The following is a 23,135-nucleotide window of genomic DNA, read 5'->3' on the forward strand; positions in this document are numbered from 1 at the left end:
CGGGGGCTGGCACAGTGCGTGCCTCACCCCCTCCGTGAGCGCTGCGCGCTGCCACCTCCCACAAGGGGGGAGAGTCTGGCCGGCACTAATCATCCTCATCCTCGTACCCCACGAGTGCCAGCGCGCGGGCGCGGCGCTGGTTGAGCTGGCACCAGCGCAGCAGCGCTTCCTCGCGGCCGTGAGTGATCCAGGTCTCGGCGGGGTCGACTTCGGCGATGGTCCGGGTGAGTTCGTGCCAGTCGGCGTGGTCGGAGACGACCAGCGGCAGCTCGACGTTGCGCTGGCGGGCGCGCTGGCGCACCCGCATCCAGCCGCTCGCCATCGCGGTGAACGGATCCGGCAGGCGGCGGCTCCAGCGGTCGTTCAGCGCTGAGGGCGGGCAGACGACCACGCTGCCGCGCATTTCGTCCTTCGTATGGTCGGAAACAAGCCGCAATTCGCCGAGATCGACGCCGAAGTCCTCGTAGAGCCGGCACATTCGCTCCATCGCGCCGTGCAGGTAGATCGGATCGGTGTGTCCGGCGGCGCGCAATTCGGCGATCAGGCGTTGCGCCTTGCCCAGCGCATAGGCTCCGACCAGCACGCAGCGACCAGGATGATCCGCCAGCGCCTTGAGCAACTTGCCGATTTCGTCGGCGACCGGCGGGTGAGTGAAGACCGGCAGGCCGAATGTCGCCTCGGTGATGAACACGTCGCAGGGCGTGACCTCGAACGGCGGGCAAGTCGGGTCGGGGCGGCGCTTGTAGTCGCCGGTGACGACAACCCGCTCGCCGGCGTGCTCGAGCAGGACCTGCGCCGAGCCGAGCACATGGCCGGCGGGCACGAAGGTCGCATCGACTCCGCCGGGCAGGCGGATCGTCTCGCCGTAGGAAACCGGCGTCGCGCCGTCACGAGTTGCGTAGCGCAACTCCATGATCGCCAACGTTGCCGGAGTGGCGAGCGTTCCGCCGTGCCCGCCGCGGGCGTGGTCGGCGTGGCCGTGGGTGACCAGCGCCCGGCCGACCGCGCGACTCGGGTCAATCCAGCAATCGGCCGGGGAGACGTAGATCCCGTGCGGTTCGGGGCGGATCCAGGAAAACGGGGCGGCCATTGTCAGGCAAAGGCGCATAGCACGCCTTCGTTCCTGACCGGCGGTCTATTGGGCCGCCTTCGCCCTCGCCTTGTCCTGCTGCGCCTGCCAGGCCTCGATCGCCGGATCGTAGCGCAGGATACGCGCCCAAGGATCGAGCACGACGTGCGCCTGCGCGGAGGGCAACGTGATCTCGCCGCGCCCGGCCGTCATCGGCACCGTCACCAGCTTGCCGTCGACGTTGACCTCCACCGGCATGGCGAAGGGCTTGGCGGCAGGCGTGCTCCATTCCAGCGACAATGTCGTGCCGAAGCGGGCCGAATCGAGCCGAGGCAGCGGCGCGGTGCGGAAATAGGCGTCGAAAAACCAGCCGAGGTCGCGGCCCGATTTCTCCTCGGCGATGCGCTGGAAGTCGTCGGTGCTGGCGACGACGATGTCGAAATTGCCGGGCCGGGGATCGTCGCGATTGTAGACGAGGTTGGTGACCGCGGCGAAGAACGCCTTGTCGCCGACCAGGTAGCGCAGGGTGTGCATGACCCACGAACCCTTGGTGTAGATGTCGCCGCCCCAGGCGGCCTCCTCGTCGTCGTAATAGTTGCTCTGGACGAATCCGCGCGGAGCCAGCGGGACACGCGACCTGATCTTCGGACGGTCCTCCCACATCTTCGAAATGTACGAAGCCTCGCCCTGCTTCCACTTGAGGAACAGCGGCTGCATGTAGGTGCCGAAGCCCTCCTGCAACCACATGTCGGCGGTGCCGGCATTGCTCAGCTGGTTGGCGAACCACTCGTGCGCGAATTCGTGCGCCATGAGCCAGTCGAAGCCTTCGGGCGCGAGCTTGTAGTTCTCGCCGTAGGCATTGATCGTCTGGTGCTCCATGCCAAGGTGCGGAGTTTCTGCCAGGCCGACCTTCTCGTCGCCCCACGGGTAGGGCCCGACTGTGCTCTCGAAGAAGTCGAGGTAGTCCTTCATTTCGGCGACCAGCCGGTCCGCGCCGGCCTTGTTCCCGGGCAGGTACCAGAAGCTGATCGGGATCGAGTTGCCGAAGCGGCTGGCATAGTCCGCCTGCGCGAGTTCGTAGGGCCCGATCTGCAGCGAGACGCCATAGCCGTTGGGCTTGCGCGCCTGCCAGCGCCAGGTCGTGCGCTTGCCGACCGTTTCGGAGCCGATCAGCCTTCCGTTCGAAGCGACGACGAGGCCTTCGGGCACCGAGACGGAAAGGTCGAGAACGTCGACCCGTCGCGAGGGATGGTCGACGCATGGCCAGAACAGGTCGCAGCCCTCGCTCTGCACCGCCGTGGCGATCCACGGCTTGCCGTCGGGGGTGGAGGACCAGACAAACCCGCCATTCCACGGCGCGTTCGGCGCCACGCGGGGTGCGCCGGAATAGGTGATGCCGAGCTGGATGCTCGATCCGGTTGCGAGCGGAGTGGGCAGGGCGATGTGCAGCAGGCCCTCGTCATTGCTCCACGCGTCCTTCCCGAGCGAGGCGCCGTCGACGGTGATGTCGGTAATCTTGAAGCGATGGTCGAGGTCGAATTCCACCGTGGAAAGCGGGGCCGCCGCCTGCACAGTGTATTCGGCTAACCCCTTGATGGTCTTCGAATCCGGGAAGACGTCGATCGCCAGCGCGAGGTGGGGCAGCGCCATCGCCTGTTCGACCGCGGTCAGCGGCGCGCCGCTCTCCGACGTGTGCGGGGAAACGTCGTCGTGCGATATGTCTCGCGCCCCGGCCGGCACTGCGGCAACAAGCATAGCGCTGCAGGCAAGCGCCGCGCGCAGGACTTTGACGGAATTCATAAAGGGCTCAGTCCTCGGATTTGTCCTGGCCATCGTTGGCCTTGGCTTCCGACTTCGTAGCAGGCTTCTTCGCCGCCGCAGCCTTTTTCGGACTGCGCTTCGGCCGCGACTTGGGCGGGGCCGGGGTCAGCTCGAAGGCCGGCTTGTCGTCCTTGATGCTGACGTGAACCTCGCCGCCCGCCGAAAGCTTTCCGAACAGAAGTTCCTCAGCCAGCGGTTGCTTGACCTCGTCCTGCAGCAGGCGGGCCATCGGCCGCGCGCCGTAGAGCTTGTCGTAGCCGCGTTCGGCCAGCCAGCTGCGCGCATCGTTATCGAACTGGATGTGCACGTTCTGCTCGGCAAGCTGCAGTTCGAGCTGGAGGATGAACTTGTCGACCACGCGGCTGACGGTCTCGGTGCCGAGGTAGCCGAACGGCACGATGGCATCGAGGCGGTTGCGGAATTCGGGGGTGAACATCTTCTTCACCGCCTCTTCCTGCGCTTCGGTCTTGGTGCCCGCACCGAAACCGATCGAATTGCGCGCCATGTCCGACGCACCGGCATTGGTCGTCATGATCAGCACGACGTTGCGGAAGTCGACCGTCTTGCCGTGGTGGTCGGTCAGGCGGCCGTTATCCATCACCTGCAGCAGGATGTTGAACAGGTCGGGGTGCGCCTTCTCGATTTCGTCGAGCAGCAGCACGCAGTGCGGGTGCTGGTCGATCGCGTCGGTCAGCAGGCCGCCCTGGTCGTAGCCGACATAGCCCGGAGGCGCGCCGATAAGGCGGCTGACCGAGTGGCGTTCCATGTATTCCGACATGTCGAAGCGCTTGAGCTCGATGCCCATGATGCTGGCGAGCTGGCGCGCGACCTCGGTCTTGCCGACGCCGGTCGGACCGGTGAACAGGAAGCTGCCGATGGGCTTGTCGGGTTCGCGCAGGCCGGCGCGCGACAGCTTCATCGCCGTCGACAGCCGCTTGATCGCGTCGTCCTGGCCGAAGACGACGCGCTTGAGGTCCTTTTCGAGATTCTCGAGCGCCGCCTTGTCGTCCTTGCTTACCGACTTCGGCGGGATGCGCGCCATCGTCGCGACGACCGCTTCGATTTCCTTGGAGGTGATCTTCTTGCGCCGCTTGCTCGGCGGAACGAGCATCTGCATCGCGCCGACCTCGTCGATCACGTCGATCGCCTTGTCGGGCAGCTTGCGGTCGTTGATGTAGCGGCTCGACAGCTCGACCGCGGTCCTGATCGCGTCAGGCGTGTAGGTGACCTTGTGGTGTTCCTCGAAAGCGCTGCGCAGGCCCTTGAGGATCTTGATCGTGTCTTCGACGGTGGGCTCGTTCACGTCGATCTTCTGGAATCGGCGCAACAGCGCTCGGTCCTTCTCGAAGTGATTGCGGAATTCCTTGTACGTGGTCGACCCGATGCAGCGGATCGCGCCGCTCGACAGCGCCGGCTTGAGCAGGTTCGAAGCGTCCATCGCCCCCCCGCTGGTTGCGCCCGCGCCGATCACAGTGTGAATTTCGTCAATGAAAAGAATAGCTTCCGGCATCTTTTCGAGTTCGGAGACGACCTGCTTGAGGCGTTCCTCGAAGTCGCCGCGATAACGTGTGCCGGCGAGCAGCGCACCCATGTCGAGCGAGTAGATCACCGCGTCCTGCAGGACTTCGGGCACGTCACCTTCGACGATCTTGCGAGCCAGGCCCTCTGCGATGGCGGTCTTGCCCACGCCCGGTTCGCCGACGTAGAGCGGGTTGTTCTTGCTGCGGCGGCACAGGATCTGCACCGTGCGGTCGACCTCGGGGCCGCGGCCGATCAGCGGGTCGACCTTGCCGTCCAAAGCCTTCTGGTTGAGGTTGACGGTGAACTGGTCGAGGGCGGAATCCTTCTTGCCCTTCTCGGCCTTTTCCTCGGTCTTCTCGCCCGGCTCGGCGGCGCCCTGCGGCGGGCGGCTCTCAAGCTGCTTGCCGCCCTTGCCGATGCCGTGGCTGATGAAGCTGACCGCATCGAGGCGGCTCATGTCCTGCTGCTGAAGGAAGTAGACGGCATAGCTGTCGCGCTCGGAGAACAGCGCGACGAGCACGTTGGCGCCGGTCACCGTGTCCTTGCCTGAGGACTGCACGTGGAGGATCGCGCGCTGGATGACGCGCTGGAATCCGGCGGTCGGCTGCGGATCGCTTTCGTCCTCGGTCTTCAGCGACTGGTATTCCTGGTCGAGGTACTGGCGCACCACGTTGCCCAGCTCGTCGAGGTCGACTCCGCAGGCGGTCATCACCTCGGCGGCGTCGGGGTCGTCGACCAGCGCCAGGAGGAGGTGTTCGAGCGTCGCATACTCGTGAGCCCGGTCGGTGGCGTTCTGAAGCGCACCATGCAGGGTCTTTTCGAGGCTCTGGGCGAAACTTGGCATGTCTTATCCGTTCGTTGGCGGTTTGATACGATCCGAAGGGTGAAGAAATTCGCAAGGCCGGCCTGAATGGAAGCCGAATGTGCGTTTCATACAGCAACGATATGGTGCGCCCCGGTCGATTTGCGAGGGGCGGGCAACCATCAGTCAGTCTCTCGTGGGCTGAACAGCGCCTCGGCGGCGGCGCGGTCGCTGGCGGCACGCTTCGAGTGGGCCCTGATCCGCGCGATCTCGGCTTCGAGCAGCTCGATGCGCGCGGTCAGTTCGAACTGGGAATAAGTGTCGAGGCTCTCTTGCGCCAGCTGGCTGGCGGCATCTCCGCGAACGCGTGGGAGATCGTCATCGTCCATTGCCGGGAAGCATCGCAATGCGCGGTGCTTGCTGTCAATGGGGCCCGTCGTTAGCAATGTGGATGTGGCTTTGAGGCGACAGGGCAGGAACTGGGCGGACGCGTGGGTGTGACGGCAATTCCCGAAAGGATGACGGCGGTCGCGATCAGCGAGCCGGGCGGACCAGAAGTGCTGGTGGCGCAGGACTGCGCCGTGCCTCGTCCCGGTGAAAACGAAATCCTCGTCAGGGTCGCCTACGCCGGGGTCAACCGGCCCGACGCCCTGCAGCGCGCCGGGGCCTATCCGCCCCCGCCGGGGGCTTCGCTGCTGCCGGGACTCGAGATGTCCGGCGAGGTCGTCGCCATTGGAGGAGCCGCGCCGCGGGAATTGCTCGGATCGCAGGTCTGCGCCCTGACCAATGGCGGCGCCTATGCCGAATATTGCGCCGTCGACTGGCGCCACTGCCTTCCGGTTCCCGACGGATTGCCGCTGGTCGAAGCCGCGGCACTGCCCGAAACGCTTTTCACCGTGTGGCACAACGTGTTCCAGCGCGGCCTCGCCCGCGACGGCGAGACCATGCTGGTTCACGGCGGCACCAGCGGGATCGGCACTATGGCGATCAAGCTCGGCAAGCTGTTCGGCATGACGGTGATCGTAACCTGCGGCAGCGCCGACAAGTGCGCCGCCGCCGTCGCCCTCGGCGCCGACCATGCGATCAACTACCGCGAGCAGGACTTCGTCGAAGCGGTGCGCGGGCTGACTGGCGGCAAGGGCGTGGAGCTGGCGCTCGACATGGTCGCGGGCAGCTACACCCAGCGCAATCTCGACTGCATTGCGCAGGACGGCCGGCTGGTGACGATCGCCACGCTCGGGGGACGCGAGGCGACGATCAACGTGGGCAAGATGATGGTCATGCGCCAGACCCTGACGGGCTCGACGCTGCGCCCGCGCTCGGCCGACTTCAAGGCGATGCTGGCTCAGGACATCCGCGAGAACGTCTGGCCGGCGGTCGCCGAAGGCGAGCTTCGCCCGGCGATGGACATGGTCTTTCCGCTGCGCGAAGCTGCGGCGGCGCACAAAAGGATGGAAGCGGGCGAGCATATCGGCAAAATCGTGCTCAACGTCGCGGGAGAGGGATAAATCATATGAAGCGAGTGATTGCGGCGCTCCTGTTCGCCGGGGCTGCCGTTCCGGCGGCGGCGCACGAAGGCGGGATGAACTCCAGCCCGGTGACCGCCTGCGACCAGGCCTGCCTCTACGGGCACGCTGATGCCTATCTCGATGCGCTGGTGAAGCAGGACCCGGCGCGGCTGCCCTGGGCCGACCACGTTGTGTTCACCGACAACAACGTGCAGATCGATGTTGGCGACGGCACCTGGGACACCGTCAGCGGCAGGCGCGGCTACGACCTCAAGTTCGCCGATCCCGCTAGCGGCGCAGTCTCGTGGTTCGGGGTGATCGAAGAGCACGGCATCCCGGCGATCATGGCCTTGCGGCTGAAGATCGAAGGCGGGAAGATCGCGGAAGTCGAGCAGGTGGTCACCCGCAAGGTCGAGAACAGCCCGTTCCCCTCGATCGACACCTATGTCACCCCGCGCAAGATCATGCTCGACGATGTCCCGGCATCGAAGCGGACCTCGCGCGAACGGATGATCGCGTTGGCCGATGGCTACTTCAACACCATCGAGCAGAACGACGGAAACATCCTGACCAGGTTCTCGCCCGAATGCGACCGGATCGAAAACGGCCTGCAGACGACCCGCAACGAGGCGGCGTTCCCCAACTACCCGATCGCCAAGTACGGCTGCCAGGAGCAGTTCGAGCTGGGCCAGTACCGCTACGACGACCGCCTGCGCGAACGGCGCTTCCCGCTGGTCGACGAGCAGAAGGGCGTCGTTATCGCCGGCGGCTTCATCGACCACAAGGGCAAGCTGGTCGACTTCACCTGGACCGACGGGAAGACGCCCGTGCACAGCTTCTACACCTTTCCGCACAGCTATTACCTGATGGAGGCGTTCAAGATCGTCGACGGCGAAATCGCCGCGGTCGAAGCAGTCTTCATCGACGTGCCCTATCACATGCGATCGCCTTTCGCGGAGAACGGCAAGTGAGCCGGGGCATGCGCTTCGGCATCTTCGACCACATCGATGCCAACGGCACATCGGCCGGCGAGCAGTATGCCCAGCGGCTGCGACTGGTCGAACTCTACGAGAGGCTCGGCTTTTACTGCTACCACCTGACCGAACACCACGCGACCGAACTCGGGATGGCGCCGTCGCCCTCGGTGTTCCTCGCCGCAGCGGCGCAGCGCACCTCGACGATCAGGCTGGGTTCGCTGGTCTACCTCCTGCCGCTTCACCACCCGGTGCGTGTGCTCGAGGAGATCGGCATGCTCGATCACCTCTCGAACGGACGCATCCAGGTCGGGATCGGTCGCGGCGGGCAACCGGCGGAGCATACCCGTTACGGCCTGGAGGTCGACGATCTCGCGCCGATGTTCGAGGAGGCGATGGACCTTGTGGTCGAGGGTCTCGGCGGCACGATCGGCGCGCACAAGGGCAAGTACTACGATCTGCCCGATGTCGACCTGCGCGTCCGCACGGTGCAGAAACCACATCCGCCGCTGTGGTACGGTACCGCCTCGAGCCACCGCAACGCCTGGGCCGCGCGGCATGACGTCAACCTGCTGTGCCTGATCCCCGACACCCGGGCGCGGCCGGTGTTCGACGATTACCGCGAGGAACTGGCGAAGTTGGGCAAGACGGGAGATGCGATCCCGTTCACCGGACTCGCCCGCCAGCTCGTGGTCGCGCCGACCGATGCAGTGGCCATCGCGCTCGGTGAACGGGCGTGGAAACGCTTCGCGGATTCGTTTAACTGGCTGCCCCGGCGGCTCGCCATGCCCGAATTCCCGCTCGCCCCGACCTTCGGTGCGGCAATGGAGAGTGGTATGGCGTTCGGCGGCTCGCCGGCTTCGGTGCGCGACTGGGTCGCCCGTTCGCGCGAAGATGCCGGCATAGACTACATGGCACTGGAGATCGGCTTCGGCGACATGAACCAGGAGGAAATCGCGCAGAGCGCCGAGCTGTTCGCTCGCGAGGTCATGCCGGAATTCGCCTGACGGGCTGACGCGGAACGGTCACAGTGTCGCGGAACAGACCGCAAACTGTGAATCCCCTGTAACAATTGCACGTCATTGGAAGCGCCCGGATAGCCGCAAGGGGCACGGGCATCATGCTACAGGCATTCGAAGAGAAAGACGTCGGCAACACGCGCGGGGTTTCCGCCTTTCCGGGGCATCGGTTAGCCCCGCAAAGGATACCCGAACCCAAAATCGAGGGCCGGCGCCGCTTCCGCACGATCTGGATCAGCGACGTTCATCTCGGCACCAAGGGCTGCAACGCCGAGCTGCTTATCGACTTCCTCGACCACACCGATAGCGAGACGATGTACCTTGTCGGCGACATCATCGACGGCTGGCGGCTGAAGAAGCGGCTCTACTGGCCGGCGACGCACAACGACATCGTCTGGCGCGCGCTCAAGCGGGCCAAGCGCGGAACGCGCATCGTCTATGTCCCCGGCAACCACGACGAAATGTTCCGCCAGTTCGCCGGCATGAACTTCGGCGGCGTCGAGATCGAGCGTGCGGCCGTCCACCAAACCGCCGATGGCCGCCGCCTGCTGGTGATGCACGGCGACGAATTCGACGCGGTCATGCTGGCGCACCGCTGGCTCGCCTTCCTCGGCGACGCTGCCTACACGTTGCTGATGGGCCTCAACCGCTGGGTCAACGCGGTGCGCAATCGCCTCGGCCTGCCGTACTGGTCGCTGAGCAAGATGGCCAAGCACAAGGTCAAGAACGCCGTCGGGTTCATCTCGCAGTATGAGGAACTTGTCGCCCGCGCCGCCGCGCAGCGCGGTGTCGACGGGGTGGTCTGCGGCCATATCCACACCGCCGAAATACGTGAGTTCGACGGCGTGGAATACTACAACGACGGCGACTGGGTCGAAGGCTGCACCGCGCTGGTCGAGCATTTCGACGGGCGGATGGAGATCCTCCACTGGCCCGAGGAAATCGCCCGCCGCGAAGCCGAGGAAGCCGCCGCAGCCGCCGCGAGCATGCCGGCGGCCGCCTGACATGCGCATCGCCCTCGTGACCGACGCCTGGCTGCCGCAGGTCAACGGCGTCGTGCGCACCCTGATGGCGACGGTCGGCGAGCTGACCCGCCGCGGGCACACTGTGGCGGTCATCGCGCCCGACCAGTTCCGCAGCGTGCCGTGCCCGACCTATCCCGAGATCCGCCTTGCCCTTGCCGGCGCGCGCGCCGTCGGGTTGCGGCTCGACCAGTTCGCGCCCGATGCTGTCCACTTAGCTACCGAAGGTCCATTGGGTAGCGCGGCGCGGCGCAGTTGCCTTCATTCCGGGCGTCCGTTCACAACCGCGTTCCACACGCAGTTCCCCGACTACGTCGCCCGCCGCACCGGCTTGCCCGCAGGACTGTTCTGGCCGCTCTTTCGGCGCTTCCACCGCCAGTCCGCCGGGGTCATGGTCGCCACCGAGAGTGTGCGCGAGCAGTTGCGCGCACACGGCATCGGCAACCTCAGGCCTTGGACGCGCGGGGTCGACATCTCGATCTTTCGCCCGGAAATCGCCCCGCCGGGCCTGTTCCTGGGGCTGCCGCGTCCAATCCAGCTTTATGTCGGCCGCGTCGCGCCGGAGAAGAACATCGAGGCTTTCCTCGCCAACGAACATCCAGGGTCGAAAGTCGTGGTCGGCGACGGCCCGGCGCTCGATCGGCTACGCTCGGAATGGACCGAGGTCCATTTCCTCGGCCGCAAGATCGGCCTCGAACTGGCCGCCTGCTACGCCGGCGCCGACGTCTTCGTGTTCCCGAGCCGGACCGACACCTTCGGACTGGTGATGATCGAAGCGCTGGCCTGCGGCACCCCGGTTGCCGCCTATCCGGTCTGCGGACCGCGCGACGTGCTCGATGCGCGCTCGGGCGTGATGGCAGAAAGGCTCGAGGACGCGATCGCCGGGGCGTTGCGGCTCGAACGCTCGGCGTGCCTTGCCAGGGCCCGGGATTTCACCTGGCAGGCAAGCACCGACCAGTTCCTCGCCGCGCTCGAACCGCTCCCCCCGGAAGAGGAAACCGCCGCTCCGCCCGAGCCGGGAGGAGAATCCTTGCCGCGCGCCGCCTAATCGCCTACATCCCCCTCGTGTCAGGCCGTCCCGAGAGGGGCGGCCCTTGTATTTTTGACGGAGAGATAGCGTGGCCCAGCCCACTCCCCTGATGCCCCATGCGACCGCCTCGTGGCTGGTCGACAACACCTCGCTGAGCTTCGAGCAGATCGCCGAGTTCTGCGGGCTTCACATCCTCGAGGTCCAGGCCATGGCCGACGACCTCGCCAGCTCGAAGTACACCGGGCGCGATCCGGTTCACTCGGGCGAATTGACGCACGATGAGATCGACAAGGGCCAGGCCGACCCCACCTATGCGCTCAAGATGCAACGCGCGCCGGTCGACGTCAGCCGCACCAAGGGCCCGCGCTATACGCCGGTCTCGAAGCGGCAGGACAAGCCCGACGGCATCGCCTGGATCATTCGCAACCACCCGGAAATTTCCGACGCCCAGATCGGCCGCCTGATCGGCACCACCCGCAACACGATCAACGCGATACGCGAGCGCTCGCACTGGAACATCCAGAACATCCAGCCCAAGGACCCGGTGACGCTCGGCCTATGTTCGCAGCGCGAACTCGATGCGGCAGTGGCCAAGGCCGCCAAGCGCGCCCCGCAGCCCGAGGTTACCGAGGACGAGGAAACCGTCGTGATCGATCCGCGCGACGACCGCGAGAAGCTCATCGAGGAACTGCGCGCCGAGCGGGAAGCGGCGACAAAGGCCGCTGCCGAAGCCGCGCAGGAAGCGGAAGCCGAAGCATGGCTCGAGGCTAGGCGCGCCGCTGAAGAAAGCGAATCGCCGGCCTGATCCGACGCGAAGCCAAGGCAAGGAAAAAGGGCCGCTTCCCCTGGGGAAGCGGCCCTTTTTCTTGTGCGGGCGAGGCCTCGACCTAGCCGGCCAACGTCAGGCGCGGCTCTTCGCCGTCATCCTTCTTCGCTTGCGGCTGGGCCGGCGCGGCGACGGGCTGGACGCGACGCTCGGTGTGGGCGAAGCGCCCTTCGACCGCGGCACCCTGCTCGATGGTCAGGGCATCGTAGTGCACGTCGCCTTCGATCCTGGCGGTCTTGAGGACCACCAGTTCCTTGGCTTCGATTGTGCCCTTGACCGTTCCGGCGAGGCGGGCGTTGTCGGCCTTGATCGCGCCTTCGATGGTGCTGCCGTCGCCCTGGACGAGCGAGGCGCAGGTAATGTCGCCTTCGATCCGGCCATCGACGTGAAGGTCGGCGCTGGCCGAGACGTCACCCTTGATGACGACGTCGGTTCCGATGACCGAAAAGGTCGAACTTCCGTTAGCCATTGGTCGAGGCGTCCTTTGTTGCAAGGGTTCCTCGGGCTTCTTCGAGAACATGTGGTGCTGACTCCAGGAATGGGCGGGGGTTGACCGCGCGGCCGTTGACGCGGACTTCGAAGTGGAGGTGCGGACCGGTCGAGCGGCCGGTGCTGCCGATAAGTCCGATCACGTCGCCGGCCTCGACCGGCGTACCCTTCTTGGTCTTGAACCGCGACATGTGCGCGTACCGCGTAAGCATGCCGTTACCGTGGCGGATCTCGACGACGTTGCCGTAGCCCCTGATCTGCCCAACGAAACTGACGACGCCGGCGGCCGCGGCGTGGATCGGCGAACCGATCGGTCCGCGGAAATCGAGGCCGGCGTGCATTGCCGCGCCGCCGTTGAACGGGTCACGGCGATAACCGAAGCCCGATGAAATCTGGCTGTAGTCGGCCGGCATGAATTGCGGAATGCCGTTGAGGCCGCGTTCGAGCGCGTCCATCCGTGAGAGGCTGGCGCCGAGGCGTGCAAAGCGCGGGTCGAGCGAGCCGTCACGGCTGGTCGAAAGCCGCTGTAGCGGACCGCCCTGGCCGGTGCGGGTTTCGGCGAGCATGCGCCTCGGGTCGAGCCCGAGCTGGCGGATCGCCTTCTCAGCAGCGGCTGAACGGCGGTCGGCATAGCGAGTCAGGTTTTCGACGAAAGCGAGCTGGCGTGCTTCGAGCCGAGCCAGAGCGCCAGCCTCGGGGATCGCCGCGCTGACCTTGGCGACGGTCTTTGCCGCTTCGTCCTTGCTGTCGGACACGGTTTCGTCGGCCTTCACGTCGTCGGGCAGCATCGGCAGGACGCTCTCAATGAAGTCCTGCCGCCGGCCGAGATCGTCGGCGACCTTGTCGAGGTCGTCGCGGTAGGCAGCGACGCGGCTTTCCGATTTGGCCACTTGAGCTTCGCGGCTCAGCAACGAATTGCGCTCGGACTGGGCCTGATACTGCAGGATGCCCATCACGCCCATCGATCCGCCCCAAATAGAGACAGCCGCGAGCGCGCCGCCGGCGGCGAGCATCTGCATCTTCGACGTCAGTGTAACAAAGCGCACCTGCCCCCGTGATCGCATGAAAAATTCGCGATCCGGAAACCAGGCTCGCAGGCGGTCCCGAATTCCGCCAGCGGTGAGTTTCTCCAAGTTCTCGACCCCAGTTTCGTTCTTCTTTGAGTGACGCCTGCGTACCAATGTAAATGTTAATGACAAATCCGGCTGGCGGGACTCGGGGGCGAGGCGGGCCGGATTCGGGACGAGTCGTTTCGGCACAGCATCGAAACGCGACGAATCGCGGGAACCATATTAGAACTGCCTGATTCGTTCGGTCGCCATGTCGCCGGGTGGAGCAGTTCGCTCCTGACACAGCGCCACACCGATGGTAAGGCGCGCCCTATGTCGACACAACCCGACCAGACGACCAATTACGCTGCGCTCGTTGCCGAGTTCGCCCGGGCAGGGCGCGCTGCCCAGCGCGTGCTCGCGCGGATGGACGATGCCGCCAAGGCTGCTGCGCTGTGTTCGGCTGCTGCGGCGCTGCGCCGACATTCAGGATCGATCGTCGAGGCCAATGCACGCGATGTCGCCGCCGGGACGGCTCGCGGTTTGTCCCCAGCTATGCTCGACCGGCTGAGGCTCGATGAGGAGCGGCTCGAGGGCATCGCCGCCGCCGTCGAGGCAGTGGCCGCACTGTCCGACCCGGTGGGCGAGCACATCTCCCACACCACCGCTCCGAGCGGGCTCGACCTCGTGCGCGTGCGCATCCCGATCGGCCTCATCGGCATCATCTATGAAAGCAGGCCCAACGTGACCGCAGACGCCGCCGCACTGTGCGTGCGTGCGGGTAACGCCGCGCTGCTGCGCGGCGGGTCGGAAGCGGTCAATTCGAACCGTGCGATCCATGCCGCGCTGGCCGAGGGGTTGGCCGAAGCCGGTGTCCCGGCCGAGGCGGTCCAGCTCATGCCGACGCAGGATCGCGCCGCGGTCGGGGCCATGCTGAGGGCCGCAGGCCTCGTCGACATGATCGTGCCGCGCGGAGGGAAGGGACTGGTCGAGCGCGTGCAGAACGACGCCCGCGTGCCGGTGCTCGCGCACCTCGACGGCATTTGCCACACTTACATCCATTCGGCCGCCGATCGGGCGATGGCCAGCGAGATCGCGCTCAACGCCAAGATGCGCAGGACGGGCATCTGCGGGGCGATGGAGAGCCTTTTGCTCGACGCCGACTTCGCCACCGGCGGCGATGTCGTCGGCGCTCTGCTCGATGCCGGGTGCGAACTGCGCGGCGACGCCCGGGCGCAGGCGCTCGATGAGCGGATCAGGCCGGCCAGCGCCAACGACTGGGATTGCGAATACCTCGACGCAATCCTGTCGGTCGCGGTGGTCGACGGGCTCGATGCCGCGCTCGACCATATCGCCCGCCACAGCTCGGGTCATACCGACGCAATCGTCACAGGGGACGAAGCCGTGGCCGAGCGCTTCCTTGCCGAGGTGGACAGCGCCATCGTCATGGTCAACGCCAGCACCCAGTTCGCCGACGGCGGCGAGTTCGGACTCGGCGCGGAAATCGGCATCGCCACCGGCCGCCTCCACGCGCGCGGGCCGGTCGCTCTCGAGGGGCTGACGACCTACAAGTGGCAGGTCCGCGGCACCGGGCAAACGCGCCCTTGATGTTCCTTCCCCCGCCCCCGTAGAAGCGGGGCGAAGGGAGAAGCACATGCGCTACAATCGTCTCGGCAATTCGGGTCTCGTCGTCTCGGAGCTGTGCCTCGGGGCGATGACCTTCGGCAACAAGCCGAGCGGCTTCTTCCAGCACGATCTCGACCAGGCAGGGTCGACCGCTCTTGTCGATCAAGCTCTCGAAGCGGGCATAAACTTCATCGATACGGCGAACGTTTATTCGGCGGGACAGTCCGAAGAGTTCCTGGGACAGGCGCTCAAGGATCTCGGCACCCCGCGCGACAAGGTGGTCATCGCCACCAAGGGAATGGGGCCGATGGGCGAGGGGCCGAACGATTCGGGCTATTCGCGCTATCACCTGCTGCACCAGGTCGATGCCAGCCTGAAGCGGCTGCAGCTCGATCACGTCGATCTATACCAGATCCACGGCTGGGACCCGCACACGCCGATGGAGGAGGGATTGAGGGCGATGGAGGACATCGTCCGTTCGGGCCGGGCGCGCTACGTCGGGGTCTCAAACTGGGCCGCGTGGCAGATCGCCAAGGCGCTCGGCATCCAGGATCGTCATGGGTGGGACAAGTACGCCTCGCTGCAGGCCTTCTATGCCGTTTCGGGCCGCGCACTCGAACGCGAGCTGGGCCCGCTGCTCGAAAGCGAAGGGCTCGGCCTGATGGTCTGGAGCCCGCTCGCCGGCGGCCTGCTGTCGGGCAAGTACGCCCGCGACGAGGAGGGCAAGGTCAGCGGCGAGGGGCGCCGGGCGAAGATCGATTTCCCGCGCGTCGACAAGGCAACCAGCTTCGCCGCGGTCGATGCCATGCTTCCGATGGCCGAGAAGCGCGGCGTTTCGGTCGCCGCCATCGCGCTCGCCTGGCTGCTCCACCGCCCGGTCGTGTCCTCGGTCATCGTCGGCGTGAAGCGCGCCGAGCAGCTGTCGCAGAATCTCGCGGCGAGCGAGATCGAGCTGACCAGCGAGGAACTGGCCGAGCTCGAAGCGATCGGCGCGCTCGAACCCGAATATCCCGGCTGGGCCATCGCCTCGCAAACCCAGCGCCACGGCTTCCGCGTCTCGCCGCGCCGTTCGCCCAAGTGACGCGCCGCGGCCCGCTGACCGGCCTGCTCGGCGGGAGCTTCAACCCGGCGCATGGCGGGCACCGGCGGATTTCGCTGCTCGCAATGGAAGCGCTCGGCCTCGACGAAGTCTGGTGGCTGGTCTCGCCGGGCAACCCCTTGAAATCGAACAAGGGCATGGCACCGCTCCCCGCCCGCGTCCGCTCGGCCCGGGCACAGGCACGCCGGGCGCCGATCAGGGTGACTGCGATCGAGCGCGAGCTCGGCACGCGCTTCACCATCGACACCCTGCGCGCGCTCACGCGTCGCTTCCCGAAACGCCGATTCGTCTGGCTCATGGGCAGCGACAACCTCGCCCAATTCGATCGCTGGAAGGACTGGCGCGCCATAGCGAGAACGATGCCGATTGCGGTCATCGCCCGACCGGGGTATGACGGAAAGGCTCTCGCGAGCCCCGCGATGGCCTGGCTGCGGCGCTACCGGTTGCCCGCATCCGGCTTGAAAAACCGGAAGGAATGGAGCGCCCCGGCGCTGATTGTACTGCGTTTCGATCCCGATCCGCGTTCGGCGACACAGCTTCGCCAGTCGGATTCCGATTGGGCCAAGAAGTTGTCCGGCCCGAAGCCGCGCGATGCGGTTACGCACTCTCTCATATCCGACCATCCCGGAACGGCCGCCGCATGAGGCAAGCCGCACCAGGACCGGACATTCCCCGTTCCAGGAGCACATACTGCCGTAATGACACCAGCGCATGTCGCGCCGGCCGCTGCCGGTATTGCCAAATCCGTCCGCATGCCTGCTGACGAATTGCTCAGTTCCGTTCTCGAAAGCCTCGAGGACGATCAGGCCCAGGACATCGTGACCATCCCTCTCGAAGGGAAATCCAGTATCGCCGATTACATGATCGTCGCCTCCGGGCGTTCGACGCGTCAGGTTGCGGCGATTGCCACGAAACTCGCCGAACGGCTCAAGACCGCCGGCTACGGCTCCCCGCGTATCGAGGGGTTGCCTGCCGCCGACTGGGTGCTGATCGATGCGGGCGACGTGGTCGTACACCTGTTCCGCCCCGAAGTGCGCAGCTTCTACAACCTCGAAAGGATGTGGGGCTTCGGCGAAGAGGGCGCGACGGCCGTAGGCACGGCCTGACTGTCTTTGCGAGCGCCCCTCCGGGCGCTCGTCCTCGTGGCTGTTCCCTCCGTCCCGGGACGAACCCGGGACTGCGGGGCCACTGCGGGCGGCCGTTCGGCCTTGCGGTCCGCTGGTCGCGGACCGTTTCAGCGTTTTGCCGAATTGGGCTAGGGCTGTTTGATGCTCCTTCACGTCATCGCTCGCGGCAAGATTGCCCGCTCGCCTGAAGCGGAACTCGTCGCGCGGTATGAGAAGCGCATCACCTGGCCTCTCAAACTCACCGAATTGCCTGAGAGCGGCGGTCGCGTTCCTGAGCCGCAGACACCGCTTCGCACCGTCCTGCTCGACGAGAACGGCAAGGACCTTTCCTCCGAACATCTCGCCGACCAGCTCGAAAAGTGGCGCGATGGGGGAATTCGCGAATGCCGGTTCGTCATCGGCGCGGCGGATGGACACTCAGACGAGGAGCGCGCCGGGGCCGACCTGCTGCTCGCGTTCGGATCGGCCACCTGGCCGCACCTGCTGGCTCGGGCGATGCTGGTGGAACAGTTGTTTCGCGCCACCTCGATCCTTGCCGGGCATCCCTATCATCGGGCAGGGTAGCTTCAGATGAAGCGCGCTCTTCCACTTCTGGCGATTGCCCTGGCTGCCGCGCTCGGCGTGGGGGCTTACGGCGCTGCGCCGCTGTTCGACGATCCGGGTGAGACCCGCGAGGCGATGCGCCAGGCCCTGTCCGATCAGAAACTGGCGGAAACCCGCAGCAAGCAACTCGAAGCCGAAGCGGCGCGCGCCACTGTGGCGGCGGACAAGACCCGTCGCGAGGCCGCCGCGCTCGCCGCCCGCGTCCAGCAGGCCGAGGCCGGGATCGCCGCCGCCGAGGCGCGGATCAAGCTGGTCGATCGCGAACGCGCGACCCTGCGCGAGGAGCTCGGCCGCCAGCAGGGCCCGCTCGTCAAGCTGACCGCGGCGCTGCAGCAGTTCTCGCGCCGTCCCGCCGCGCTCTCGATCCTGCGTCCCGGATCGGTGCGCGACATCGTTTATACCCGCGCGCTGCTGTCGAACGCGGTGCCCACGGTACAGCGCCGCACTTCGGGCTTGCGCGCCCGGCTGGCGCGCAGCCGCGCCTTGCGCGCGCAGGCGGTCCAGGCCGCAGCCGTGCTGCGCGACGAGCAAGAGAACTTCGACACCCGCAGCGCCGAGCTCGCTGCGCTCGAAACCCGCCAGCGGCTCGCCTCGCGCGAAGCCGGCGGTAACGCCGCGCGCGAAGCGGAGCGGGCTCTGGCGCTGGCCGAGCAGGCACGCGACCTCGACAGTCTCGTCGGCCAGCTCGACAAGGACGGCGACCTGCGCCGCCGTCTCGCCGCCCTTCCCGGGCCGGTGCTGCGTCCACCCGATCCCGAGCTGGCGCGCAACGAGGCGGTGCCGGAACCGGTCGCACCGGCTGGTGACGACAGTGCGGGGCCGCCGCCGTCGCCCTATTACCTACCCGTCACCGGCCGCACGGTCAGCGGTTTCGGCACGCCCTCGGAGGGGGGGCAGAGCAGCGCACTCACGCTCGCGCCACGCGGCGGCGCGCAGGTCGTCTCTCCCGCCGCAGGGCGTGTAGTCTTCGCTGGGCCCTATCGTGGATACGGGCGGATCGTGATCATCGAGCACGCAGGCGGCTGGACCAGCCTCGTCACCGGAATGGCAAGGATCGACGTACAGGTCGGCGCAACGCTTGTGGGCGGCGCTCCGCTCGGCATCGCCGGGCAGGGCCGGCCGACCATTGCGCTCGAATTGCGGCGCGGCGGCGAACCGGTCAATCCATTGCAGTTCGTCGGCTGAAAAGTGCCGCCGAGAGACAAGGCGCCTGCCTCATCTGGCGTTAACCCGCCACGCGCGATACAACCCCCGGCAACACCGACGAGGATCCGCCGATGAAGTTCGTTCCCCACTTGCGCGCTGCCGCCCTGCTGACCGCGGTCGCCCTGCTGCCTGCGACGACCGCGGGCTATGCCCAGGTCGACGGCGCAGTCTCGCCGGAATTCGCCAAGTTCTTCGCCACTTACCAGCGGATCAAGACCAGCTACGTCGAGCCGGTCGACGACAAGGTGCTGATCAAGGGCGCGATCGACGGCATGCTCGCCGCGCTCGACCCGCACTCGGCCTATCTCGAAGGCGCCAGTTTCGAACGCCTGACGACGCTGATTGACGGCAACTACCAGGGCCTCGGCATCTCGGTTCAGATGGACCAGGGCGCGGTGAAGGTCGTCTCCCCGTTCAAGGGCAGCCCGGCGGACAAGGCCGGGATCAAGGCCGGGGACTTCATCACCCACATCGACGGCAAGCTCATCTACGGACTCGAACTCGACGATGCGGTCGAGCAGATGCGCGGGCCGGCCGGGTCGTCCGTCCGCCTCTCGGTGGTACGCAGCGGCCGCGATGCGCCGTTCGACGTGACCGTGACGCGCGGCGTGATCGAGCTCGAACCGGTCACCTACGAGATGAAGTCCGGCAACATCGGCTACATCAGCGTCAACGAGTTCAGCCGCGATGTCGGCAACGACGTGAACAACGCCCTGCGCGCGCTGCGCCAGGAAGCGTCCGGGCGGCTCGGCGGCCTGGTCCTCGACCTGCGTCGCAACCCTGGCGGTTCGCTCGATGAGGCGGTCGCGCTGTCCGACCTGTTCCTCGACAAGGGCGCGATCGTCTCGCAGCGCGGCCGCACGCGCCGTGACACCGTCTACTACGACGCCGAATCAGTGTTCCGCGGCGATGCCGCCGCCGGCATCCCGATCATCGTGCTGATCGACGCAGGCACCGCCTCGGCCAGCGAGATCGTCGCAGGCGCGTTGCAGGACCAGCACCGCGCGCTGATCATGGGCGAGCGCAGCTTCGGCAAGGGCAGCGTGCAGTCGTTGCTGCCGCTGACCCGCACCAGCGCGCTCAAGCTGACCACGGCGCGCTACTACACGCCCTCGGGCCGGTCGGTGCAGGAAGGCGGGATCGAACCCGACATCCGCGTGCCGCAGCTGTCCGACCCCGACGCCGAACTCCGCGCAAAGTATTCCTATCGCGAGAGCGACCTCAAGCGGCACCTCGTCAACGAGGTCGACCTCGACGACGAGGCGCTCGAAGGCGATACCAAGCAGGATCCGCGCTTCACCCAGACCGCGGCGCAGCTCGAGAAGGAAGGCATCGACGACTTCCAGCTCGACTATGCGATCAAGACGCTCAAGCGCACCGCCGGTGTGATGACCGCCCGCCGCTGACCGAAAGGCTTCCCGTGACCAGTTCCGACCGGCTCGCCCAGAAACTGGCGCTCGCCGTCCCGCTGCTCCTGCTCGGCGGGGCCTATCTCGGGCAGTACGGCTTCGATCTCTACCCCTGCGAGATGTGTTGGTGGCAGCGCTGGCCGCATTTTGTGGCGCTGGCGCTGGCACTCGTCTCGTTCGTCATCGCGCCGAAGCGGCTGTGGGTCGCGCTTGCCGCAGGCGGCATCCTGACGTCCGGGCTGATCGGCGCCTATCATGCCGGGGTCGAATACGACTGGTGGGAAGGGCTGACTGCGTGCAGCAACACCGCCGCGGCAAACGGCGGCAGCGCGATGGACGCAATCCTCAACGCCCCGCTGGTGCGTTGCGACGAAGTGCAATGGTCGCTGTTCGGAATCTCGCTGGCGGGCTACAACTTCCTCATCTCGACCGCTTCGGCGATCGTGATCTTCGTCCTCTTGGGAAGGAAGGCTGTATGACCGACCGCGCCACGATGATCCGGGTCGACCAGGCCGGCGAGTACGGCGCGACCAGGATTTATGCAGGGCAGCTCGCGGTGATGGGCGACCGGGGGCCGGATTCGGCCGAGATCCGCGCCATGGCCGAGCAGGAAGCGGGGCACCTCGCGAAATTCAACGTCCTGATGGCGGAACGCGGCACGCGTCCGACCGCGCTGCAGCCGTTCTGGTCGGTTGCCGGCTATGCCCTCGGCGCGGCGACCGCCCTGATCGGCCCGGAAGCTGCCATGGCCTGCACAGCGGCGATCGAGGAAGAGATCGACCGTCACTACACCCGCCAGCTTGACGAGCTCGAGGCAGACGGCGACGATCCCAAACTCGCCCGGATGATCACCGAATTCCGCGCCGACGAGCAGGCGCACCGCGATGCCGCGCTCGCCGCCGGCGCCGAGCGGGCGCCGGGCTATCCGTTGCTCTCGGCGGCGATCCGGCTCGGCTGCCGCGCGGCAATCCGCCTTTCCGAGAAGATTTGACGCGGAACAAGGCCGCCGCGTCGCCGGTTTCATAGAACAAGGCTGGCGCACATCGGCGGGCCGCTTCATATGCAGTTCACGCCGCAACATGCTCAATGGCGCCCGCCGATTGAAGGAATGCCGACGATGAAAGCCCTCCCCGTTCTCGCCGCGCTCGCCGCCGCAAGCACCTTCGCCTCCGTGCCCGCTGCCGCGCAGGACGCCGACGGCGGCGAAAAGATCAACCAGCTGATCATTTACGGCGACGACGAGTGCCCCAAATCGGAAGGTGGCGAAATCACCGTCTGCGCCCGCCTCGACGAGAGCGAACGCTACCGCATCCCGCCCGACCTGCGGCAGAGCGACAGCCCGGACAACGTGCCGTGGACCAACCGCGTGAAGTCGTTCGAGGCGGTCGGCGATTTCGGCCCCCTGTCGTGCTCGGCCGTCGGGCTCGGCGGCGAACTCGGCTGCACCGCGAAGATGATCGAGGCGGCCTACGAGGAAAAGAAGCACGGCAATTCGGTCAAGATGGCCGAGCTGGTTGCCAAGGCGCGCGAGGAGCGCCTCTCGACGATCGACGAGGAGGCTGCCGCGACGCAGGCCCGCGTCGAGCAGATCGAGAAAGAATACATGGATCGTCTCGCTCGCGAAGACGCAGCCGCCGCGGCCGCCTCTGCCGACGACGCGGTCAATCCGGACAGCAACGCCGATCTCGCTACCCCGCCGGGCGACTGACAGCGTAAGCGCGCGATTAACCGAATTGGGCTAAGGGCGGCTGCATGAGCGGCCGTAAACGCATTCTCACCGTCTTCGGCACCCGTCCGGAGGCCATCAAGCTCTTCCCGCTGGTCCACGCGCTCGAAGCCGACGCGCGGTTCGACAGCCGGGTCTGCGTGAGCGCGCAACACCGCGGCATGCTCGACCAAGTGCTCGAAATAGCGGGCATTTTGCCCCATCACGATCTCGACCTGATGCGGCCCGACCAGACCCTCGACGGACTCACCGCGGCGCTGCTGACCGGTCTCGGCAAGGTCTTGGACGTGGAACGGCCGGACTGGGTCGTCGTGCAGGGCGATACCGCCACTGCCATGGCCGGGGCGCTCGCCGCCTACTACCGCAAGATCCCCGTCTGCCACGTCGAAGCGGGCCTGCGCAGCGGAAACATCCATCATCCGTGGCCCGAAGAGGTCAATCGGAAGATCATCGGCACAATTGCTGCTCTGCATTGCGCACCGACCGAGACTTCGGCCGTTGCATTGAAGCGCGAGAACGTCGATCCGGCGACCATCCATATCACCGGGAACACCGTGGTCGATGCGTTGCACTGGATCGTTGCACGGGTCGAAGCCGATCCATCGCTCGCTGCGGGTCTCGCGGACATCGAGGCACGCTTCGCCGGCAAGCGCGTGATCGGCGTCACCAGCCACCGGCGCGAGAACTTCGGCGAGGGGATGGAGGCAATCGCCACCGCGATCCGTCGCCTGGCAGAGCGCGGCGACGTCGCGTTGGTCTTCCCCGTCCACCTCAACCCCAACGTGCGCAAAGTCATGAACGAGCGTCTCGTCGGCCTCGACAACGTCGCGCTGATCGAACCGCTCGACTACCCGCACTTCGCCCGTCTGATCGCTATCTCCACCCTCATGCTGACCGACAGCGGGGGCGTGCAGGAAGAGGCGCCCGCGCTGGGCAAGCCGGTGCTGGTCATGCGCGAGACGACCGAACGGCCCGAAGGCGTCGAAGCCGGCACGGCGAAGCTGGTCGGGACCGATGCCGATCGCATCGTATTCGAAGCCGAGCAGTTGCTCGACGACGCCGAGGCATATGCCGCGATGGCGCGGGCGCACAATCCCTTCGGCGACGGCCGCAGCTCCGCGCGTATCGCCGATCTGCTCGTCGGATAGCGCATTCGGTCCGCATTGCGGACCGCAAGGCCGAACGGCCGTCCGGACCCCGGACCATGTT

The 23,135-nt window shown here is 66.6% G+C and carries 23 protein-coding genes; 17 read left to right on the forward strand and 6 right to left on the reverse strand.

Going from position 1 to position 23,135, the window contains the following annotated elements; translation table 11 throughout:
* Positions 1–85 precede the first annotated feature (85 nt).
* The 4 genes from GRI89_RS13365 to GRI89_RS13380 all read right to left on the reverse strand — a co-directional run bounded on the left by GRI89_RS13365 (position 86) and on the right by GRI89_RS13380 (position 5,602).
* Entirely contained in the window at positions 86–1,090 is a 1,005-nt protein-coding gene (locus GRI89_RS13365) for a ligase-associated DNA damage response exonuclease (RefSeq protein WP_159796524.1), read from the reverse strand.
* A gap of 45 nt (positions 1,091–1,135) precedes the next feature.
* Positions 1,136–2,869, reverse strand: a complete 1,734-nt coding sequence (locus tag GRI89_RS13370; RefSeq protein WP_159796527.1) for a M1 family metallopeptidase — start codon at positions 2,867–2,869, stop codon at positions 1,136–1,138.
* 7 nt (positions 2,870–2,876) lie between these two features.
* Entirely contained in the window at positions 2,877–5,255 is a 2,379-nt protein-coding gene (gene clpA, locus GRI89_RS13375) for an ATP-dependent Clp protease ATP-binding subunit ClpA (protein ID WP_159796530.1), read from the reverse strand.
* 140 nt (positions 5,256–5,395) lie between these two features.
* Positions 5,396–5,602, reverse strand: coding sequence for a DUF1192 family protein (locus GRI89_RS13380; RefSeq protein ID WP_159796533.1), 207 nt, complete (start codon positions 5,600–5,602; stop codon positions 5,396–5,398).
* Between the two features lie 129 nt (positions 5,603–5,731).
* Here GRI89_RS13380 and GRI89_RS13385 point away from each other — a divergent pair, with 129 nt between their 5' ends.
* From GRI89_RS13385 to GRI89_RS13410, 6 genes are all read left to right on the forward strand, one after another.
* Complete coding sequence (locus tag GRI89_RS13385; protein WP_159796815.1) at positions 5,732–6,721, forward strand: NAD(P)H-quinone oxidoreductase; 990 nt, start codon at positions 5,732–5,734, stop codon at positions 6,719–6,721.
* 5 nt (positions 6,722–6,726) lie between these two features.
* Complete coding sequence (locus tag GRI89_RS13390) at positions 6,727–7,692, forward strand: hypothetical protein (RefSeq protein WP_235913358.1); 966 nt, start codon at positions 6,727–6,729, stop codon at positions 7,690–7,692.
* Entirely contained in the window at positions 7,689–8,702 is a 1,014-nt protein-coding gene (locus tag GRI89_RS13395) for an LLM class flavin-dependent oxidoreductase (protein ID WP_159796536.1), read from the forward strand. The genes GRI89_RS13390 and GRI89_RS13395 overlap by 4 nt, the downstream gene beginning before the upstream one ends.
* A gap of 113 nt (positions 8,703–8,815) precedes the next feature.
* Positions 8,816–9,718 carry a UDP-2,3-diacylglucosamine diphosphatase gene (locus GRI89_RS13400; RefSeq protein WP_159796539.1) on the forward strand — a complete coding sequence of 301 codons (903 nt, stop codon included), beginning with the start codon at positions 8,816–8,818 and terminating at the stop codon, positions 9,716–9,718.
* Between the two features lies 1 nt (position 9,719).
* Positions 9,720–10,784 carry a glycosyltransferase family 4 protein gene (locus tag GRI89_RS13405; protein ID WP_159796542.1) on the forward strand — a complete coding sequence of 355 codons (1,065 nt, stop codon included), beginning with the start codon at positions 9,720–9,722 and terminating at the stop codon, positions 10,782–10,784.
* Positions 10,785–10,875: 91 nt separating this feature from the next.
* Positions 10,876–11,571: a DUF1013 domain-containing protein gene (locus tag GRI89_RS13410; RefSeq protein WP_159796545.1), complete on the forward strand. Its 696-nt coding sequence runs from the start codon at positions 10,876–10,878 to the stop codon at positions 11,569–11,571.
* Positions 11,572–11,653: 82 nt separating this feature from the next.
* On the opposite strand, the gene GRI89_RS13415 is transcribed toward GRI89_RS13410, so the two are convergent.
* Together GRI89_RS13415 and GRI89_RS13420 are read right to left on the reverse strand one after the other, a co-directional pair.
* The gene (locus tag GRI89_RS13415) at positions 11,654–12,061 is read right to left on the reverse strand and encodes a bactofilin family protein (RefSeq protein WP_159796548.1); all 408 of its coding nucleotides are present in this window, start codon (positions 12,059–12,061) and stop codon (positions 11,654–11,656) included.
* A complete protein-coding gene (locus tag GRI89_RS13420; protein ID WP_328598257.1) occupies positions 12,054–13,127 on the reverse strand; it encodes a M23 family metallopeptidase in 1,074 nt (357 codons plus the stop codon). The genes GRI89_RS13415 and GRI89_RS13420 overlap by 8 nt, the downstream gene beginning before the upstream one ends.
* Positions 13,128–13,463: 336 nt before the next feature.
* Between GRI89_RS13420 and GRI89_RS13425 the strand changes: the two genes are divergently transcribed.
* The 11 genes from GRI89_RS13425 (at position 13,464) to wecB (ending at position 23,074) form a co-directional block, all read left to right on the forward strand.
* Positions 13,464–14,738: a glutamate-5-semialdehyde dehydrogenase gene (locus GRI89_RS13425; RefSeq protein WP_159796554.1), complete on the forward strand. Its 1,275-nt coding sequence runs from the start codon at positions 13,464–13,466 to the stop codon at positions 14,736–14,738.
* A 46-nt stretch (positions 14,739–14,784) separates the two neighbouring features.
* Positions 14,785–15,837, forward strand: a complete 1,053-nt coding sequence (locus tag GRI89_RS13430) for an aldo/keto reductase (RefSeq protein WP_159796557.1) — start codon at positions 14,785–14,787, stop codon at positions 15,835–15,837.
* Positions 15,834–16,499 carry a nicotinate-nucleotide adenylyltransferase gene (locus tag GRI89_RS13435; protein WP_328598258.1) on the forward strand — a complete coding sequence of 222 codons (666 nt, stop codon included), beginning with the start codon at positions 15,834–15,836 and terminating at the stop codon, positions 16,497–16,499. Before GRI89_RS13430 ends, GRI89_RS13435 begins: the two co-directional genes overlap by 4 nt.
* Positions 16,500–16,607: 108 nt before the next feature.
* On the forward strand, positions 16,608–16,961 hold the full coding sequence (gene rsfS, locus GRI89_RS13440) for a ribosome silencing factor (RefSeq protein ID WP_235913360.1): 354 nt from the start codon (positions 16,608–16,610) through the stop codon (positions 16,959–16,961).
* A 162-nt stretch (positions 16,962–17,123) separates the two neighbouring features.
* Entirely contained in the window at positions 17,124–17,546 is a 423-nt protein-coding gene (locus GRI89_RS13445; protein ID WP_159796563.1) for a 23S rRNA (pseudouridine(1915)-N(3))-methyltransferase RlmH, read from the forward strand.
* A gap of 6 nt (positions 17,547–17,552) precedes the next feature.
* Positions 17,553–18,770, forward strand: a complete 1,218-nt coding sequence (locus GRI89_RS13450) for a murein hydrolase activator EnvC family protein (RefSeq protein WP_159796566.1) — start codon at positions 17,553–17,555, stop codon at positions 18,768–18,770.
* A 92-nt stretch (positions 18,771–18,862) separates the two neighbouring features.
* Positions 18,863–20,197, forward strand: coding sequence for a S41 family peptidase (locus tag GRI89_RS13455; protein WP_159796569.1), 1,335 nt, complete (start codon positions 18,863–18,865; stop codon positions 20,195–20,197).
* A 14-nt stretch (positions 20,198–20,211) separates the two neighbouring features.
* A complete protein-coding gene (locus GRI89_RS13460; protein ID WP_328598259.1) occupies positions 20,212–20,679 on the forward strand; it encodes a disulfide bond formation protein B in 468 nt (155 codons plus the stop codon).
* The gene (locus GRI89_RS13465) at positions 20,676–21,191 is read left to right on the forward strand and encodes a demethoxyubiquinone hydroxylase family protein (protein ID WP_159796572.1); all 516 of its coding nucleotides are present in this window, start codon (positions 20,676–20,678) and stop codon (positions 21,189–21,191) included. Before GRI89_RS13460 ends, GRI89_RS13465 begins: the two co-directional genes overlap by 4 nt.
* Before the next feature lie 126 nt (positions 21,192–21,317).
* Positions 21,318–21,908 (forward strand): hypothetical protein, encoded by a 591-nt coding sequence (locus GRI89_RS13470; protein ID WP_159796575.1) that lies wholly within the window; start codon positions 21,318–21,320, stop codon positions 21,906–21,908.
* 44 nt (positions 21,909–21,952) lie between these two features.
* Complete coding sequence (wecB, locus tag GRI89_RS13475; protein ID WP_159796578.1) at positions 21,953–23,074, forward strand: non-hydrolyzing UDP-N-acetylglucosamine 2-epimerase; 1,122 nt, start codon at positions 21,953–21,955, stop codon at positions 23,072–23,074.
* Positions 23,075–23,135 lie beyond the last annotated feature (61 nt).

It is taken from the genome of Croceibacterium salegens (genome assembly GCF_009827435.1).
GTDB classification, from domain to species: Bacteria; Pseudomonadota; Alphaproteobacteria; order Sphingomonadales; family Sphingomonadaceae; genus Croceibacterium_B; species Croceibacterium_B salegens.

Coding starts and splice junctions, on each gene's coding strand:
- GRI89_RS13445 (WP_159796563.1), top strand. CDS start 17,124: ATGCTCCTTCACGTCATCGCTCGCGGCAAGATTGCCCGCTCGCCTGAA.
- wecB (WP_159796578.1), top strand. CDS start 21,953: ATGAGCGGCCGTAAACGCATTCTCACCGTCTTCGGCACCCGTCCGGAG.
- GRI89_RS13400 (WP_159796539.1), top strand. CDS start 8,816: ATGCTACAGGCATTCGAAGAGAAAGACGTCGGCAACACGCGCGGGGTT.
- GRI89_RS13465 (WP_159796572.1), top strand. CDS start 20,676: ATGACCGACCGCGCCACGATGATCCGGGTCGACCAGGCCGGCGAGTAC.
- GRI89_RS13410 (WP_159796545.1), top strand. CDS start 10,876: ATGCCCCATGCGACCGCCTCGTGGCTGGTCGACAACACCTCGCTGAGC.
- clpA (WP_159796530.1), bottom strand. CDS start 5,255: ATGCCAAGTTTCGCCCAGAGCCTCGAAAAGACCCTGCATGGTGCGCTT.
- GRI89_RS13390 (WP_235913358.1), top strand. CDS start 6,727: ATGAAGCGAGTGATTGCGGCGCTCCTGTTCGCCGGGGCTGCCGTTCCG.
- GRI89_RS13365 (WP_159796524.1), bottom strand. CDS start 1,090: ATGGCCGCCCCGTTTTCCTGGATCCGCCCCGAACCGCACGGGATCTAC.
- GRI89_RS13380 (WP_159796533.1), bottom strand. CDS start 5,602: ATGGACGATGACGATCTCCCACGCGTTCGCGGAGATGCCGCCAGCCAG.
- GRI89_RS13415 (WP_159796548.1), bottom strand. CDS start 12,061: ATGGCTAACGGAAGTTCGACCTTTTCGGTCATCGGAACCGACGTCGTC.
- GRI89_RS13470 (WP_159796575.1), top strand. CDS start 21,318: ATGAAAGCCCTCCCCGTTCTCGCCGCGCTCGCCGCCGCAAGCACCTTC.
- GRI89_RS13385 (WP_159796815.1), top strand. CDS start 5,732: ATGACGGCGGTCGCGATCAGCGAGCCGGGCGGACCAGAAGTGCTGGTG.
- rsfS (WP_235913360.1), top strand. CDS start 16,608: ATGCCTGCTGACGAATTGCTCAGTTCCGTTCTCGAAAGCCTCGAGGAC.
- GRI89_RS13370 (WP_159796527.1), bottom strand. CDS start 2,869: ATGAATTCCGTCAAAGTCCTGCGCGCGGCGCTTGCCTGCAGCGCTATG.
- GRI89_RS13425 (WP_159796554.1), top strand. CDS start 13,464: ATGTCGACACAACCCGACCAGACGACCAATTACGCTGCGCTCGTTGCC.
- GRI89_RS13455 (WP_159796569.1), top strand. CDS start 18,863: ATGAAGTTCGTTCCCCACTTGCGCGCTGCCGCCCTGCTGACCGCGGTC.
- GRI89_RS13405 (WP_159796542.1), top strand. CDS start 9,720: ATGCGCATCGCCCTCGTGACCGACGCCTGGCTGCCGCAGGTCAACGGC.
- GRI89_RS13430 (WP_159796557.1), top strand. CDS start 14,785: ATGCGCTACAATCGTCTCGGCAATTCGGGTCTCGTCGTCTCGGAGCTG.
- GRI89_RS13450 (WP_159796566.1), top strand. CDS start 17,553: ATGAAGCGCGCTCTTCCACTTCTGGCGATTGCCCTGGCTGCCGCGCTC.